We start from the raw sequence: 15,870 nt of genomic DNA on the forward strand, positions 1-15,870 counted from the left end.
TTGAAAGAGACGCTACATACAGCGTCTTTTTTTTTACCAAGGATTGCCCACCAAAGAAAATCCCGCCCAATAAAAAGGATGAGATAGATTATTGTATTGCTTTGTAGTTAAAGCTTGAGGTAGATCGACTGTTGTTCCTCTGGTGTTTCTTAATTGACCTTTTTCCACATAAACCTTGCCTTGCAGCATTGCTATTTGAGACTCTCTTAAAGCTTGGGCTTTCATCGAACCAGATTTCAAATTTTGGTAAAATTCACTCATCAAGGCTACTGTTCCCGCATCATCAATCGACCACAGACTAGCTAAAGTCGATTTGACTCCTGCCTGAAGAGCTAATCCTGCGAAGCCAAATTCTGCCTGTTTATTGCCCACTGCTGTTTTGCAGGCACTTAATACAAGTAAATCTACAGGTGGATTATCCAAACCTAATTGGTCGATCTCATCCAAACTAACTTTAGTATCGCCAAATTGGATATAGGAGTTTTTAGCCTTACCTAAATTAAATTCAGCATGAGTTGCTAAGTGAATTAAATCGTAGTTGCTTGCTTGATGTTACGCCTGAAGATTTTTGACCGTAAAGTCTTGATTGAGCATCGCTTTTCCTGGCAAGATTTTTGGCGTAATTGTCGGCACCTCAACCTCTACTCCTGGTAAGGGCGGTAAATCAATAAATTCTGATGCCCCCATCGCCAAAACATTTAACTCATCATTTTCGTCAGGTTCGTAGCTAATGTTGGTCAGGTTTAATCCAGGTAGACGAACCAAACTATATTTTTCAATTAAAAATTGCTCGCCATCGTAGAGTGCAGCGAAGGGAAAAGTACGTAAACCAGATCCCGAACAGAGCATCAACGTATCAATATTAGCAGCTTTTAACTCTGGTTCAATCGGTTCGATCAGCCATTTATGAAGCAGTTTGGCTGAGGGTAAATAAGATTTGGAGTTATATTTAAGCGAACTACGAATGTTCTGATTAAAGTTATCTACGACTTCCGCTAAGGCTTCACCTCTAGCACTTTTAACACTTTTGATTATCGGATCTGAACCTGGAGTAATTAAAAGCAGATATAGCTGTTGAGGCGTGGGAACAGCCCACATAACCCCAGAATTACTTCCAGTAGCTTTGCTAAGCTTGGTTAGCTGCTGGGATATTTGCTTCTCGGTTTGGGAATAGTTAGTAAAATCTTGCTGGAAATATTCTTCATAGTCATATTCCCAAGATTTTTCTGTCTTGTTAATAATTTTACCAAGCTGCTGAGGGGTTAAATTTTGTTTGACCGCATTTTCCGAAATTGCAGGAGCTGAAATTAAGTTCCAGCTAATTATAGTTGTAATACTTAATAAAGCTAGAAGAATTAGCCTAAATTTATTAATTGAGTGGTTGAATCTAGTTTTGAAAATACTAATCATATTTTTCGAGGATAATACAATCAAACTAATAGTTAATATCTACTGAAAAATACCTAAGTATATTTTTTGAATTAAAATTATTTACTTAGGTATTAACAAAATGGAAAAACTAATTTTTACTGGATTACGATCGAGTCTGTTTCTGAAGCACTGGGACAGATATTTAAAAATTGCGAGAATAAATTAGTATTATCGTTCAAATTATCAAGCTGCATCAATTGTTCGGCTATCATACTTTGGTCAGCAATATTACATTTTAAATTAGCCAAATTTGCGATCGCATCATGCCCAATATTCGCTTCACGGTATAACTTTACTTTCTCTAACGGTGAAGCATTTTTTAGTTTACTAGCTAGATTTAGATTTAGTTCTATACGTTGTAACGAACCATCAGCAACTATTTTAGGCGTGGATACATCATCACATTCTTGAACTAGATACCAGTGATATAAATCATTGATTTTTAGAACATTAGAATTATTATTGTCAGTTAAATGTACGCTAACAAGACCTGGTTTGTAGCCAGGATCGAATTCATTTTGATACACTACTTCATCGTCTTGATTAAGTAAAACAATATTTAAAGTCGAAGCTTGTATTACATCAGGTACATGAAAAAACAGCTCAGGGGAATCTGATACAGTTAGAGTAGAAGTATCTTTAGAAATAAGTGGTATCGGATTTTGGGCTTCAACAGCGCAACTGTTTATTTCACCTCTAGTGCCTCCTCCTTCATGTCTTCCAGTAGGAAAGTTAAAGTAATCTGTTTCGTTAGCAATAGCTGAACTAGAAATTGCTGAACTAAAAGTAAAGATAAACTGAGAATATTAGCCAGTTTTGAAAAATTAGTTTTAATCATATCTTCGGTAAGACAATAAAACACTTTTAAATAATAATTTTGCTTATATTTACCTGTATAACTTATTGCTTACTAAGATGTTATCCGTTGTTTTACTGATTTACAAGTTGCGCTCGCTTTACTATTCTTTAATACATATGAGCAATTGAAATTGTGATTAATTGAGCGATTACTGGAGTATTTGTGATCGTGAGACTATCTATTTAGTTGACAACCCGTATTTATTGACCAAATAGCAAGTATATTAATCAAAATTAATTGCAATTATTAGTTGAATTATCAAATTTAATTCTCTAAAAAACAGGTGTACGCATATCAAATTAAATTGGCGATACCTACTGTCAAATGGTCAAATCCAAGCAGCTAGTAAATCTTTTTTTCAAAGCTTTTAATTTACGCTCAACTTGTCGTTCTACTATATTTATTACTAGTTTGATAGTTCTGGTTATTTGTAGTATTAAACAGCTAGTCAACCTAGAATTTTTAGAATTAGCTGTATTCGATTTAATAATGCGATCGCGCCCAGAAACTGAACTCGATTCTCGCATAACTGTAATTGGCATTGGCGAATCAGATATTCAAACCTGGCAGCAATCTACTTTTTCAGATCGTTTGATTGCCCAATTGCTCCAAGAAATACAGCAGCACAATCCCGCCGTTATTGGTTTAGATATCTATCGCGATTTACCTCTGCTGCCAGGAAATGTTGAGTTATTAAAACAACTAGAAGCCGAAAACGTATTTGTAATTAGAAATATCGAGCAAAATGGTGGTGTTCCTAGTCCATCAAATGTTCCTCCTGAAAGAGTTGGTTTCAATAACCTTTTGCTGGATAGTGATGGCAAAGTTAGACGCAACTTGATGTCGTTTCAGATGGGAGAGCAACTGATGTATTCATTCGCGCTGCAATTAAGCAAGAGTTATTTGGCTGCGGGATCTTTAGAGGTGCAGCCAGAGTTTTTAAAGCTAGAGCAAACCGTTTTCCCTGCTTTAAAAGCTAATTCAGGTGGCTATCAATTGTCTGCATCAGATGTAAGAGGTTCGCAAATATTGCTGAATTATCGCTCGCCAGACAAAGCAGCGAGACAGCTATCATTTAGCCAAATTTTGAACGGTGATTTCGATCCTGATTGGATTGAGGGCAAGGTAATTATTATTGGCTACACTGCACCCAGCAAAAAAGATATCTTTTCTACTCCCTTTGATGTCGAAAAAATGCCTGGAGTAGTAATTCATGCCCAGATGTTGAGTCAAATTTTGAGTACGGTGCTGGATGGAAAACCTTTGTTTAAGTTTTTGCCTGAGTGGGGCGAATTTATCTGGATTTGGCTGTGGTCGATCGCTGGAGCAGTTATAGTTTGGCGGATCGAGCATCCCTTAATTTTGGGCGGAAGCTTTGTCATTGCCGTCGGATTACTGTCAGGAATTTGTTTTGTCAGTTTCTCAATCCCGATTTGGATTCCTGCCATTCCAGCTATCATCGGCTTGTTATCTACAACTGGCGTAATTTTAGCCTATAAAACATTTTACAGTTCTGTAGTTGATGAATTAACAGGCTTGGCTAATCGGGAGCAAATTGTTAGGCTGCTGCAACAATCTGTAGCTAAATCAAAAAGTTCGGCGATCGCAGTATTAGCAATCGATCTGGCTCGATTCAAAACCGTCAACGATAGCTTAGGTAATTCCATCGGCGATCGCCTATTAATTTTAGCAAGTCAAAGAATTCAAAACTGTATTCGCTCCCAGGACAAGCTAGCAAGAGTAGGCATAGCAGAATTTTCTCTGGTTTTATTTACTCTCGAAAATCAAGATTACGCGATCGCGATCGCCAAACGAATTCAACAAGAACTGATTCAACCATTTAATATCAAAGGGCAAGAAATCGTTATTACTACCAATGTGGGTGTTGCTTTTTATCAGCCTGGAGTAAAAATTCAGGCCGAAGAACTGCTCAGAAACAGTAACCTAGCCCAAGAGCGCGCTCGAATTTTGGGCAAAAATCAGTATGCGGTATTTACTCCAAGGATGCATTCAGAAACGGTGGCTCAATGGCGGTTAGAAAGCGATCTGCGTCACGCAATTGAACATAATCAGTTTCAGTTATACTACCAACCTATTATTAATCTTAAAACTGATCGCATTGCAGGATTTGAAGCTTTAGTACGGTGGATATCACCCACTAGAGGGTTTGTCTCTCCTGGAGAGTTTATTCCTGTATCAGAAACTACAGGATTAATTATTCCTTTAGGAGACTGGATTTTGCGCGAAGCCTGTCGGCAAATGCACCAGTGGCAGCAACAGTTTAACCGCCAAACCATAACTATCAGCATTAATCTTTCGAGTCATCAGTTTAAATCAGATTTAGTCGAACAGGTAGCACGGATTCTGGAGCAAACCGAACTTGCTTCTGAATGTTTAAAATTAGAAATTACCGAAAGTGCAATGATGGATGATGTAGAAGCAGCGATCGCACTACTAAAGCAACTTAAAACCTTAGGGATCAAACTGAGCATCGATGACTTTGGCACTGGCTACTCCTCTCTTAGCTATCTTCAGCAGTTTTGCGCTGATACCCTAAAAATAGACCAGTCGTTTGTGCGTGAGCTTGAATCATCTTCCAAAAATAAGGCGATCGTCGATATTATAGTTACTCTAGCTCATAAGCTGAATATGGATGTAGTTGCAGAAGGTATTGAAACTAACAACCATCTACAGATTTTAAAAACTTTAAACTGCGAATATGGTCAAGGCTATCTTTTTGCCAAACCCTTAAAAAGCGAAGCTGCTACAGATCTTTTGGCACGGCAGTTTGCTCCCAATCGTGCCGATAGTTCTTCGAGATCAACCAATTGGCAATTTTGAACTCAATTAATCAATTAATAATATTAATTCTCGCGCATTAGCTGGAGAGATAAAGCTTAAAAGAGCGCGATCGATAACTTACAAAAACTTAAACGTGGTTCAATACTTTTCGTCATTTGCTTTGTTCAAGTAGCAAGTAGTAAGTAACTAACAATAGCTAAACCTCCTTACTCATTGCGCTTTGCTGAGATTTACCGAGCGCAATTGTTAAGCGAGAAATATTGAGACGTGGTTGGTAAGCAAATTCAATCATCTGCAATTATCTGCGTTCATCTGTGCGATATGCGAAGCTAGTGCTAAAGCATACCGCTCCGAGACCGAAGGGCGGAGTGCGGTTTATCCGTGAATCCGCGATTGGCAAATGCTTACTTCATACCGCTTCGCGTCGCAAATCATGCAAGGGCATATCCTTTAGGGGACTTTTATACAGCAAGATCTCAGACGGATCTCTCCACTACTAAATCTTCAATTTACTAAACATCACCTTCAAGATAATTTCTCAAAGTAGATAAATCTAAAAATTCCCAGTCTTGAAAAAACCCTAACAATCGAGTGGCTATTTGGCTTACTCCTTGGGCAACATTAGATTCAATGTTTAGCGGAATCACTGGATCGTGGAGGGACAAACGCAACAAAAACCAGCCATCCTCAGCAGGAGATGTACAAGATATTCTGACCCCTTCGTAGTTATTAGAAACAATTTTCCAGTCAGTTTGGGAAACTGCCAATTTTTCTAGTTGCTCGATCGCTTTATTGCCATAGGCTTTAAAGTCATCTGTCTTAATTTTTAAACGAAATTCTTCACTTTCTACTGGCTCTTGTAAATCACTAATTAGATCGCTTAACAGCTTTCCCTCTAGCTTGGCTTTAGCCAATTCAATTAATAACTTAGTAGCCAAATATGCTCCGTCATCAAGAAAGTAGTTTTCTTTCATTGCTCCATGTCCAGAGGTTTCGATCGCCAGCCACGATGCTACGCCAGAGTTATTAAGCCTGATTGATTCATTAATCACGTTTTTATAGCCTCGTTGGAAACGATGATGTTTACCGTTTAAATTTTGCTCAATAAATTGAGTCAAACCATCAGAAGTAATTGAGTCTGTAACTATAGTAGAACCTGGATGTTCTGCTAAAACTATTGCCGAAACCAAGGCGATCATCCGATTGCGATTCAGCTCGTTTCCTAAATGATCTACGGCTGCAACGCGATCGACATCAGTATCAAAAATAATGCCAAAATCAGCGTGGTTATTAATCACCGCTTGGCAAATTGCCTCCATCGCCTCTTTATTTTCAGGATTGGGTATATGATTGGGAAACATTCCATCAGGAGCGAGAAATTGACTACCTGTGGTGTCTGCACCCAGAGGTTTTAACACTCGATCGGCATAAAAGCCTCCTGCACCATTACCCGCATCCACAACTATTTTTAAACCTGTTAAAGGTTGTTCAAAATTATTAGGATGATTTACCCCCTGACGAATAGTTGCCACTAACCTGGCTGCATAAATAGAGATAAAGTCTTGGCGGTTAATTTCTCCTTTGACAGCATTAGTAATTAGATTTCCAGCTTCAGCAATATTTAAAATTTCGCTAATATCTGACTTACCTAAACCACCTTGAGGCGTAAAAAACTTTAAACCATTACGATTAAAAGGCAAATGACTAGCAGTCAGCATAATTGCTCCATCGCAGTTAAACCCATCCGTTACGGTACTCATAAACATGGCGGGAGTCGAAGCAAGATCGAAGTTGTAGACTTGGCAGCCTGCGATCGCAATTCCCTCGATTGCTGACTGACTTAGAGTTTCTCCCGATAAACGACTATCTCGCCCAATAGCAATAGTTAAGTCCGTAGTCGATTTAGCTGTCTGCTGTGTAAGCCAATCCACAAAAGCATTTCCCAAAGTTTTAACTACATCAGGAGTCAAATTAACTGGCTCATCGGGAACACCTTCTAGAGCCACACCGCGTATATCAGAACCATTTTGTAGTTTTTTAACGTCAATATTATTGATTGCTTTCATATCTGAAACTAAATAATTAAATCAGTAAAACTGTACACAGAAGTATATCTAAACGCCAACACCATATATTAATAGATATGGCGAGATTAAAATCTACAATCAAATTAAAAAACAGTTATGCCTTTAATTAAAGTTCAATCCTCTGTCTCTCAACCCGAAACAGCAGCAGTCGAAAGTTTACTAACTAATCTATCTGCTAATTTAGCCAAGCATCTAGGCAAGCCAGAATCCTATGTAATGACGGCTTTTGAATCTGATGTACCCATGACATTTGCTGGCACGTTTGATCCTGTTTGCTATGTTGAAATTAAAAGCGTTGGCAATATGAGTTCCGAGCAAACTAAATCAATGAGCCAAGATTTTTGTAGTCAAATTAGCGAAAAATTAGATGTACCTGCCAATCGCATCTACATCGAGTTTGCTGATGCTAAAGGCTATATGTGGGGCTGGAACGAGTCTACTTTTGGCTAGTCAAAAGTTTCCCTAGTTTAGAGTTTATTGCCTATTTCTAAGCAAATTCATCAGGACGAAGTTGACTCCAAGATTGAATCTGCTCTAACTGAGCCGCTAGTGCAATAATTGTTGCTTCAGAATTTGGTTTGCCTACCAACTGGACTCCTAGAGGAATGCCATTGTTGTCAAATCCTTGAGGAATATTAATTACAGGTTGTCCTGTAACGTTAAACGGTGGACAAGGAAGAATCCAATTAACAATGCGTTGAAACGTATTTTCTGGCTCTAGATTTGCCCAATCGCCAATTTTAATTGCCGGGTGCATATAGGTAGGAACGATTAACACATCTATTTGAGCAAATATACTAACCAACTGTCGTGCAAATAACTGCATTTGAGTTACCGCCTGTACATATTCGCCCGCAGTACCAGATTGAGCTAGTACCCACTGATTCATAGGACTTAGGGCTTCGGCTGGAATTTCTGAAGCAGCAACGGCACTTGACCAAACGATTTTAAAAGGTTCTATTAGAGGAGTTAAGTCGATCGCCTGAGGAATAGTCTGATGACCCATGTTTTTTAGTCGCTCAACAATGCTTGCCACACTTTGCTGACATTCTTGGGCAGGTTCTCCTACGGGCAGCAAAGAAGTAATAAAGCCAATTTTTAAAGCTGGTAATGGCTGTTTAGCTGCTGCCAAAAAAAGAGTTTTAGGTTTTGACAGCCAATAAGGATCGCCAGTCATATAGCCAGAAGCAATATCTAAGAATGCAGCTGCATCGGCCACAGTTCGAGTTAGGATGCCATGAGTTCCCAATCCACTAAGGCGATCGCCTACAGGCGCAAAAGAAATTCGTCCCCGACTGGGTTTCATTCCGACCAAGCCACAGCAAGCAGCCGGCCCCCTAATTGAACCACCAGCATCTCCACCTAGAGCAATCGAACATAATCCCGCCGCTACTGCCGAGGCAGAACCTCCACTAGAGCCACCAGGAGTATAATCTAAATTCCAAGGATTACGAGTCGGCGCAAACCCTTCGGGTTCGGTATAGGGAAAAGAACCTAACTGGGAAGTTGCCGTTTTACCCAGCACAATAAAACCTGCCTGTCTAATTTTTGTCACCACTCCTTCATCATATTTAGCGATCTGATCCTTGAGTGCTGGTATACCGTAAGTAATAGGCATATTAGCGACGGATTTTAGATCCTTAATGCCAATCGGAACACCAAAAAAAGTGGGCAGATAGTTGGTATCTAAAGTCTGGGCTAGCTGAGCAGTTTTTTGGTGGGCATCGGCGATCGCGCTTTGTCTTGCCACATAATAAAAACAGTTTAAGCGGGAGTTATATTGTTCAATACGAGATAAATATAGTTCGGTTAACTCTAAAGGAGTAACTTGTCGATCTTTAATCAGCCTGGCTTGTTCTAATGCTGAAGTAAAAGCTAGAGCGGTTAAGTTGTTCAAAGACATAAAGTAGCTAATTAAGTGTTAAGAGTTAGTCCGCTATTAGAATCAAAGATAAATAGTTGTTCTAAATCGAATTTTACCTTGAGGCGATCGCCTTTCTTACCTTGCCAATCAGCATCTGTAAGCAGATTAAGCCCAAAATTGCCTTCTAGGGCAATAGCTTTAACTAAAGTTTCTCTGCCTAAAGGTTCAATTAAATCAACCTTTAGCAATAAACAGTCTTCATTATCTTCCGCGGAATCACTTTCCAGCGTAATATGTTCGGGACGAATGCCCAGGTCAAATGACCCTGGAACTAACTGCAACCGCTGTTTTAGCGTAGAATTAAGTTTAATCGATTGATTGTTGAACATAATTAACCTTTCGCCATCGTAAGCTGCGGGTAGAATATTCATCGGTGGATTACCGATAAACCCAGCTACCATGCTATTTACAGGATTGGCATAAATCGTCTGGGGACTGCCAATCTGCTGCACTCTGCCATCAGCTAAAACTACTAGGCGATCTGCTAAGGTCATTGCCTCTACCTGATCGTGAGTAACATAAACTGTAGTAATCCCAACCCGTTGATGTAGGTGTTTTAATTCGGCTCTCGTATCATCCCGTAGCTGAGCGTCCAAATTAGATAGAGGTTCGTCTAATAAGAATACCTGAGGCTGGCGGGCGATCGCTCTACCCAAAGCTACTCGCTGTTGTTGTCCTCCTGATAGCTGCTTTGGTTTGCGCTTGAGTAAATGTTCAATATCTAAAGCACGAGCTACTTCTTCTACTTTACTGGCGATCTCTTGCTGGCTTTTTCGCCGCATTTTTAAACCAAAAGCCAGATTATCAGCGACGGTTAGATGAGGATAGAGAGCATAATTTTGAAACACCATTGCCACATCTCTTTGCCGTGCCGGTATGTCGTTGACTAATTTATTGCCAATATAAAGTTCACCGCGAGTAATAGATTCTAATCCAGCGATCGTTCTCAGAACAGTTGACTTACCACATCCTGAAGGGCCAACTAGTACCCAAAAAGCGCCATCGGGAATTTTAAAAGTAATATCTTCAATTGCTGTAACCCGATCGAATTGACGCGTAATTCCCTGTAGACTGACTTGAGCCATAAACTATTTAAACTTCTACCATTAGACTGATTTTACAGCCTGTCAATTAAAGATACGTTGTACTAATAAGTTGCTAATTGTTGGCTTGATTTCCTAAGAGGTAATTATCATTTTCTAAAGCCGATGAATTTTCCCGAGAAGATACAGTTTGACCAAAAATCTGCCTTCTTGGTTCAGGTAGAGAAAAGTAAGTTAAATAAAAAAAACCAAATCTTACTTCATACTGCTAAACCAAATTTATTGTTCCGTATTCTAGCTATTATCTTAGCTTTTCCCCTGCTGATTATTTTAATGTTGATGAGTGTCTTATGTTCTGATCGACAATGGGAGCATTTTTGGGATGAAATGTTTTAGCTTTAATTATTAAGTGAAGAGACTAGACTCAAAAAATAGCGACAGAGATGATAAAAATCATCTAAATACTCAGGCATAAAGATTATAACCAGTTAACGCCAGCGAAGCCAATTAAGCTCAAAAATATAAGTTAATCTTGTTGATTTAAGAACACCGTTGTTAGAATAGCCTTGTTTTCTGGAAATACAAGATTTGCTGATGTCTAGAACTTCTGTTTCTGCCTTACGAGATGGAGTTATTCTAAACAATCGCTACCGAATTGTTAAGCAGATTGGTCGAGGTGGTTTTGGTAGAGCCTATTTAGCCGAAGATACTCATCGCTATCGAGAATTATGCGTTCTCAAAGAATTTGCTCCTCAAGTAGAAAGCGATCGCGAATTACGTCAGGCAGAAGATTTGTTTGAACGCGAAGCGGGAATACTATATAAGCTCAGCCACAAGCAAATTCCTAAGTTTGAGGCACTGCTGAGAACTCGCATTGATGGTAGGCGATCGCTTTTTTTGGTTCAAGAATATGTTGAGGGACAAAGCTATTGGCAACTGCTGAAGCGTCAGGGTAAACTCACCGAGACAGAAGTTACCAAGATGATCTGGGAATTACTTCCTGTCTTAGATTATATTCATGCTTCCAAATTAATCCATCGGGATATTTCTCCAGATAATTTGATTCGTCGAAATCTAGATGATCAGACTGTTTTAATTGATTTTGGCTGCGTTAAAATTGCTGCTAATGCGGTTTCTAAAACGACAGGGCATTCAATTACCATTATTGGCAAGAAAGGCTATTCCCCTGATGAGCAAATTCGCCGTGGTCAGGCTTTTGCCTGTAGCGATCTCTATTCATTAGCAGCAACTGCCATAGTTTTACTAACTGGCAAGCAACCAGACGAACTATATGATAGTCATCAAGGTCGCTGGGACTGGGAGTCTCAGGCAAAAGTAAGTCCTAGTTTAAAAAAATTATTAAACAAAATGCTGGCATATAAGCCATGCGATCGCTATCAGTCGGCTGACCGAGTACGTCAGGTGTTATCCAAAGAGAGAAATTCAGGCTTGAACAGCTTGATCTCTCATTTTCGTACTTTAATCGTCGCACCAGGCGATCGCCAAGCTGATTACCAGCCGAGCAGCTTTTCTTCTATAATAAGTAGTCATGTTTCTCGCTTTATTGGCGAGCCAAAGCGTATTTCTCGACAAATTACGCTTATTCCATCTCGGGCTGATTTTAGAAAAGCTAGACCTTGGCAATGGGGCCTAATTACCGCAGGAGTTCTCTTAATTCCTGGCTTGGTTAGCTTTGCCATCATTAAAAGTAGAATTGCTGCCACAGTTGTTTTCGATTTAAAGCGCAATTCTAACAATTCTGTTTTAAGCCAGAACGAGCAATATCTTCAACAAAAAATATATCGAAGAGTTAAATCTTTAAACCTTAATGCTGGAGCGTTTTATAAACAAGTAGATTTTGCTTTTCATGAGCAACACCCTCAGCTAAAAGGAGTGCAGTTAACTGAAAAATCTGAACATCAACCCTATCGAAAAGTTTGGTACCAAATCGCTAATACCTTGTTAAAAGAACAGGAGAGAAGACGATAGTTACGCCTCGACCCTAGCTCAGTTAACTAACTTTTTGATTAATATACTAAGCGATTTGTTGTCAGCAAAACTTACTATTGCCAAGCCTTACTAGTCTTCAGGATCGATAGTTTTACTTGGAGAAGCATCATACAGCGCGTCTAATTTAGAACGGGCATCATCTACCGATACTGAACGCATTACCAACAAGGGTTCATCAATCACTTTACCCTGCTCATCTAGCAACTCAGGATGAACTGTTTTTTGGTCAAAGCGAGATTGATTTTTCGTTGAATTGTTGTAATTTGGAGGATATAACTTTTGAGTTTCTGCACTCAAGGTAACTAAGCTCCTAATTAGATTACTAACTGCCAAAAGAGCAATAGCCGTAAATACTAGAATGTAAATTAAATGCAACATATGGTCTAATTTTCCCTCATAAACTCATCACAATAATCGTTAACTCGAACATCACAAGTTTTTTTACTGTTGTTTAGGATTTTGATTTGCTTGATTTTTAATTTCCCGCCATTTCTGAGCTACGTTCCAGCACTCCGCAACTAGCTGATGCCAGGGAAGTAACATTTTCGAGTCTATTCCTGCTAAACCATCAGTAGCCTTAAAAAGCATTTGAGCCGTTTGAACCTCCTGTTGGCTATGAATGATTCTCTCCAACAGTTGAGCCTGCTCTTGAGCAGAAAAGAAAGACATTGACTCTGATTCTAATAAAGAGCGCGATCGCCCGAACCAATATTGAAAATCTTCTAAGAGTGGCTCTAGAACCGTTTTTAGCAGCTCCTTCTCAGTAGGTTGTTCGGTAGACATTAATTATAATTATTTTAAAATCAGCTTATTATCTCAATATTTATCTTAGCGTTTCTTACAAAAATTAATATAGATTTCATTTTTTTTATATTGAATCGATAAATTTGGCTGCGATCGGATTAACCTATTGAATCAATATTTTTTAAATATTTCTTGTTTGTGCCAAAAGTCTTGATGTGATAACCGAATACCAATACCGATCTAAAATATAACGATATTACTTGCCTCTCTATATAACAGCCGATGCCCGAAGCAGAACAAGCACAACAACCGATTAAACTACTCCGCACTAGTGAATCCAAATCGTTACAAAAAATCCGTCACACCGCGTCTCACATCATGGCAATGGCGGTGCAAAAGCTGTTTCCTAAAGCACAGGTAACGATTGGACCATGGACAGAAAATGGCTTTTATTACGATTTTGATAATCCCGATCCCTTCACTGACAAGGATTTGAAAAAAATCCGTAAAGAAATGATCAAGATTATTAATCGCAAGCTGCCCGTAGTGCGAGAAGAGGTTAGCCGAGAAGAAGCTAAAAGTCGGATTGAAGCCCAAAACGAACCTTATAAGCTAGAAGTCTTAGACAGTATTCAAGAGCCTATAACTATTTATCATTTAGGAGAACAGTGGTGGGATCTTTGTGCCGGACCTCACTTGGAAAACACTGCCGAGATCGATCCTCAAGCGCTCGCTCTTGAAAGCGTGGCAGGGGCATATTGGCGCGGGGACGAAACTAAAGCCCAGCTACAGCGTATCTACGGTACTGCCTGGGAGACACCCGAACAGCTAGCCGAATATCAACGCCGTAAAGAAGAAGCCTTAAAACGCGACCATCGTAAATTAGGTAAAGAACTAGGTCTATTTATCTTTGCCGATCCCGTTGGTCCTGGTTTACCCTTATGGACTCCAAAAGGAACTATTTTGCGATCGCAATTAGAAGATTATCTCAAGCAAGAACAAATTAAACGGGGTTATCTTCCAGTAGTTACGCCTCACTTGGGTAAAGTCGATTTATTTAAAATCTCAGGACACTGGCAAAACTACAAAGAAGATATGTTCCCAATGATGGCGGAAGATGAGGTCGCAGCAGCAGCAGAACAGGGTTTTGTCCTCAAGCCGATGAACTGCCCGTTTCATATTCAGATTTATCAAAGTGAGTTACGTTCCTATAAAGAGTTACCCATACGCTATGCTGAGTTTGGCACAGTGTATCGTTATGAGCAGTCAGGGGAATTAGGCGGATTAACTAGAGTTAGAGGCTTTACCGTCGATGACTCTCACTTATTTGTTACCCCAGAACAGTTAGACGATGAGTTTATGAAGGTAGTCGATCTAATCCTGTCTGTCTTCAAAAGTTTGCAGCTTACCAACTTTAAAGCCCGTCTTAGCTTCCGCGATCCAGAATCAGATAAATACATGGGTTCAGACGAAGCTTGGGATAAAGCCCAGAGTGCCATCCGTCGGGCGGTAGAACAGATGGAGATGAATCATTTTGAAGGTATAGGCGAAGCTGCTTTTTATGGGCCAAAGCTCGACTTTATCTTTGAAGATGCTTTGGGTAGAGAATGGCAGCTAGGAACAGTACAAGTAGACTATAATCTACCTGAACGCTTTGGGTTGGAGTATGTTGCCGAAGATGGTTCTCGCCAGCGTCCCATTATGATTCACCGCGCTCCTTTTGGCTCTTTAGAAAGGCTGATCGGCATCTTGATTGAAGAATACGCAGGAGACTTTCCGCTGTGGTTAGCACCTGTGCAGGTGCGCTTATTGCCCGTCAGGGATGCTCATTTTGATTATGTCAAAGAAGTCGCAGCCAAAATGCAGGCAGCAGGCATTCGTGCCGAAGCTGATACTAGTGGCGAGCGTCTGGGTAAGATGATTCGTAATGCTGAAAAACAAAAAATTCCTGTGATGTCGGTAGTAGGCGATCAAGAGGTAGAAAACAATACTTTGAGTATCCGTACCCGCGCTTCTGGGGAGTTAGGAGCGATCGCCATATCAGAAGCGATCGACAAGTTAACTACAGCCATCTCAGAACATAGCAATTTTTAGCTTCATGGTTGTTGCGTATTTAATTACTAGAAGAGCTGATAGCTATTAGCTAATAGCTATCAGCTTTTATTTATTTGCCAATAGCTGATGGCTGATAGCCAGAATAATAGAAACTAATCAAAAACAACCTAAATCCGCTGTTCAAAATTGCCATGACTATGTCGATCGTAATTTGTCCTGGTATTCATTCCCCACAATTAACGGAAAGCTTTGTTCGAGCAATCGAAAACAGTGTTGGACAAAAAAATTATTTAATTTTACCAACCGAGCGATATCTTCCCTATTCGGCGATCGCCATTAATCGATGGTTAAACCAACAACAGCTATCTAAAACTCAACCATTATCTTTTATTGCCTTTAGTGCGGGTGTTGTCGGGGGAATTGGTGCAGCTAAAAGATGGCAGTTGCAGGGTGGCAAGATTAATCACTTTATTGCTTTTGACGGTTGGGGAATGCCTTTGCTAGGTGATTTTCCCATTTATCGCGTTAGTCATGATTACTTTACTCATTGGAGTTCAGGAATCTTAGGTGCAGGACAAAGAGGCTTTTACGCCGATCCTTTAGTGGAACATTTAGACTTATGGCGATCGCCTGAAAATTGTTCAGGATGGCAGATAATTAGTTCAGGTTGGAAAATTCGTAATACATTGACCAACTATTTAACTAATGTCTTAAATTCTTAACATTAACTCTGAATAATAATGGCTACAGATAAAACTGACACTAAATCTTCTAAACTATATATTTTAGTGTGTTTTTCGCAACTGTTTATCGACACCCAGAGCAATTTAACTTTATAGTTAAGAACTTTAGCCTAAAAATTACTGCTGATTTTTGTTGCATATTAGACAGTAAATTTTACAATGAAAGAATAAG

The 15,870-nt window shown here is 39.5% G+C and carries 12 protein-coding genes and 1 pseudogene; 6 read left to right on the forward strand and 7 right to left on the reverse strand.

Annotated features, from left to right (window positions below):
- Positions 1-33 precede the first annotated feature (33 nt).
- A pseudogene (locus tag V6C71_26790) lies at positions 34-1,410 on the reverse strand (CHAT domain-containing protein).
- A 116-nt stretch (positions 1,411-1,526) separates the two neighbouring features.
- Positions 1,527-2,225 (reverse strand): DUF928 domain-containing protein, encoded by a 699-nt coding sequence (locus tag V6C71_26795; protein HEY9772069.1) that lies wholly within the window; start codon positions 2,223-2,225, stop codon positions 1,527-1,529.
- 389 nt (positions 2,226-2,614) lie between these two features.
- On the opposite strand from V6C71_26795, the gene V6C71_26800 reads away from it, so the two are divergent.
- Positions 2,615-5,131, forward strand: a complete 2,517-nt coding sequence (locus V6C71_26800; GenBank protein ID HEY9772070.1) for an EAL domain-containing protein — start codon at positions 2,615-2,617, stop codon at positions 5,129-5,131.
- A 473-nt stretch (positions 5,132-5,604) separates the two neighbouring features.
- Here the strand turns inward: V6C71_26800 and V6C71_26805 are convergent, their stop codons facing one another.
- On the reverse strand, positions 5,605-7,158 hold the full coding sequence (locus tag V6C71_26805; protein ID HEY9772071.1) for a phosphomannomutase/phosphoglucomutase: 1,554 nt from the start codon (positions 7,156-7,158) through the stop codon (positions 5,605-5,607).
- Between the two features lie 117 nt (positions 7,159-7,275).
- Between V6C71_26805 and V6C71_26810 the strand changes: the two genes are divergently transcribed.
- Positions 7,276-7,629, forward strand: a complete 354-nt coding sequence (locus V6C71_26810; GenBank protein HEY9772072.1) for a phenylpyruvate tautomerase MIF-related protein — start codon at positions 7,276-7,278, stop codon at positions 7,627-7,629.
- Positions 7,630-7,666: 37 nt separating this feature from the next.
- On the opposite strand, the gene V6C71_26815 is transcribed toward V6C71_26810, so the two are convergent.
- Together V6C71_26815 and V6C71_26820 are read right to left on the reverse strand one after the other, a co-directional pair.
- Positions 7,667-9,082, reverse strand: coding sequence for an amidase (locus tag V6C71_26815; GenBank protein HEY9772073.1), 1,416 nt, complete (start codon positions 9,080-9,082; stop codon positions 7,667-7,669).
- Between the two features lie 11 nt (positions 9,083-9,093).
- Positions 9,094-10,188, reverse strand: a complete 1,095-nt coding sequence (locus tag V6C71_26820) for an ABC transporter ATP-binding protein (protein HEY9772074.1) — start codon at positions 10,186-10,188, stop codon at positions 9,094-9,096.
- Positions 10,189-10,311: 123 nt separating this feature from the next.
- Between V6C71_26820 and V6C71_26825 the strand changes: the two genes are divergently transcribed.
- Together V6C71_26825 and V6C71_26830 are read left to right on the forward strand one after the other, a co-directional pair.
- Positions 10,312-10,542, forward strand: coding sequence for a hypothetical protein (locus V6C71_26825; GenBank protein HEY9772075.1), 231 nt, complete (start codon positions 10,312-10,314; stop codon positions 10,540-10,542).
- A 198-nt stretch (positions 10,543-10,740) separates the two neighbouring features.
- Positions 10,741-12,135: a serine/threonine-protein kinase gene (locus V6C71_26830; protein ID HEY9772076.1), complete on the forward strand. Its 1,395-nt coding sequence runs from the start codon at positions 10,741-10,743 to the stop codon at positions 12,133-12,135.
- Between the two features lie 90 nt (positions 12,136-12,225).
- On the opposite strand, the gene V6C71_26835 is transcribed toward V6C71_26830, so the two are convergent.
- Positions 12,226-12,534, reverse strand: a complete 309-nt coding sequence (locus tag V6C71_26835; protein ID HEY9772077.1) for a DUF2973 domain-containing protein — start codon at positions 12,532-12,534, stop codon at positions 12,226-12,228.
- Between the two features lie 63 nt (positions 12,535-12,597).
- Positions 12,598-12,939: a DUF2605 domain-containing protein gene (locus V6C71_26840; protein HEY9772078.1), complete on the reverse strand. Its 342-nt coding sequence runs from the start codon at positions 12,937-12,939 to the stop codon at positions 12,598-12,600.
- 243 nt (positions 12,940-13,182) lie between these two features.
- Here V6C71_26840 and thrS point away from each other — a divergent pair, with 243 nt between their 5' ends.
- Both thrS and V6C71_26850 read left to right on the forward strand, forming a co-directional pair.
- The gene (gene thrS / locus V6C71_26845) at positions 13,183-14,994 is read left to right on the forward strand and encodes a threonine--tRNA ligase (GenBank protein HEY9772079.1); all 1,812 of its coding nucleotides are present in this window, start codon (positions 13,183-13,185) and stop codon (positions 14,992-14,994) included.
- Between the two features lie 152 nt (positions 14,995-15,146).
- The gene (locus V6C71_26850; protein ID HEY9772080.1) at positions 15,147-15,677 is read left to right on the forward strand and encodes a hypothetical protein; all 531 of its coding nucleotides are present in this window, start codon (positions 15,147-15,149) and stop codon (positions 15,675-15,677) included.
- Positions 15,678-15,870 lie beyond the last annotated feature (193 nt).

It is taken from the genome of Coleofasciculaceae cyanobacterium, from assembly GCA_036703275.1.
GTDB lineage: Bacteria > Cyanobacteriota > Cyanobacteriia > Cyanobacteriales > Xenococcaceae > Waterburya.

Excerpts from the sequence above, each read along its gene's own strand:
- V6C71_26815 (HEY9772073.1), bottom strand. The coding sequence starts at position 9,082 with ATGTCTTTGAACAACTTAACCGCTCTAGCTTTTACTTCAGCATTAGAA.
- V6C71_26835 (HEY9772077.1), bottom strand. The coding sequence starts at position 12,534 with ATGTTGCATTTAATTTACATTCTAGTATTTACGGCTATTGCTCTTTTG.
- V6C71_26850 (HEY9772080.1), top strand. The coding sequence starts at position 15,147 with ATGACTATGTCGATCGTAATTTGTCCTGGTATTCATTCCCCACAATTA.
- thrS (HEY9772079.1), top strand. The coding sequence starts at position 13,183 with ATGCCCGAAGCAGAACAAGCACAACAACCGATTAAACTACTCCGCACT.
- V6C71_26805 (HEY9772071.1), bottom strand. The coding sequence starts at position 7,158 with ATGAAAGCAATCAATAATATTGACGTTAAAAAACTACAAAATGGTTCT.
- V6C71_26800 (HEY9772070.1), top strand. The coding sequence starts at position 2,615 with ATGGTCAAATCCAAGCAGCTAGTAAATCTTTTTTTCAAAGCTTTTAAT.
- V6C71_26840 (HEY9772078.1), bottom strand. The coding sequence starts at position 12,939 with ATGTCTACCGAACAACCTACTGAGAAGGAGCTGCTAAAAACGGTTCTA.
- V6C71_26820 (HEY9772074.1), bottom strand. The coding sequence starts at position 10,188 with ATGGCTCAAGTCAGTCTACAGGGAATTACGCGTCAATTCGATCGGGTT.
- V6C71_26810 (HEY9772072.1), top strand. The coding sequence starts at position 7,276 with ATGCCTTTAATTAAAGTTCAATCCTCTGTCTCTCAACCCGAAACAGCA.
- V6C71_26825 (HEY9772075.1), top strand. The coding sequence starts at position 10,312 with ATGAATTTTCCCGAGAAGATACAGTTTGACCAAAAATCTGCCTTCTTG.
- V6C71_26830 (HEY9772076.1), top strand. The coding sequence starts at position 10,741 with ATGTCTAGAACTTCTGTTTCTGCCTTACGAGATGGAGTTATTCTAAAC.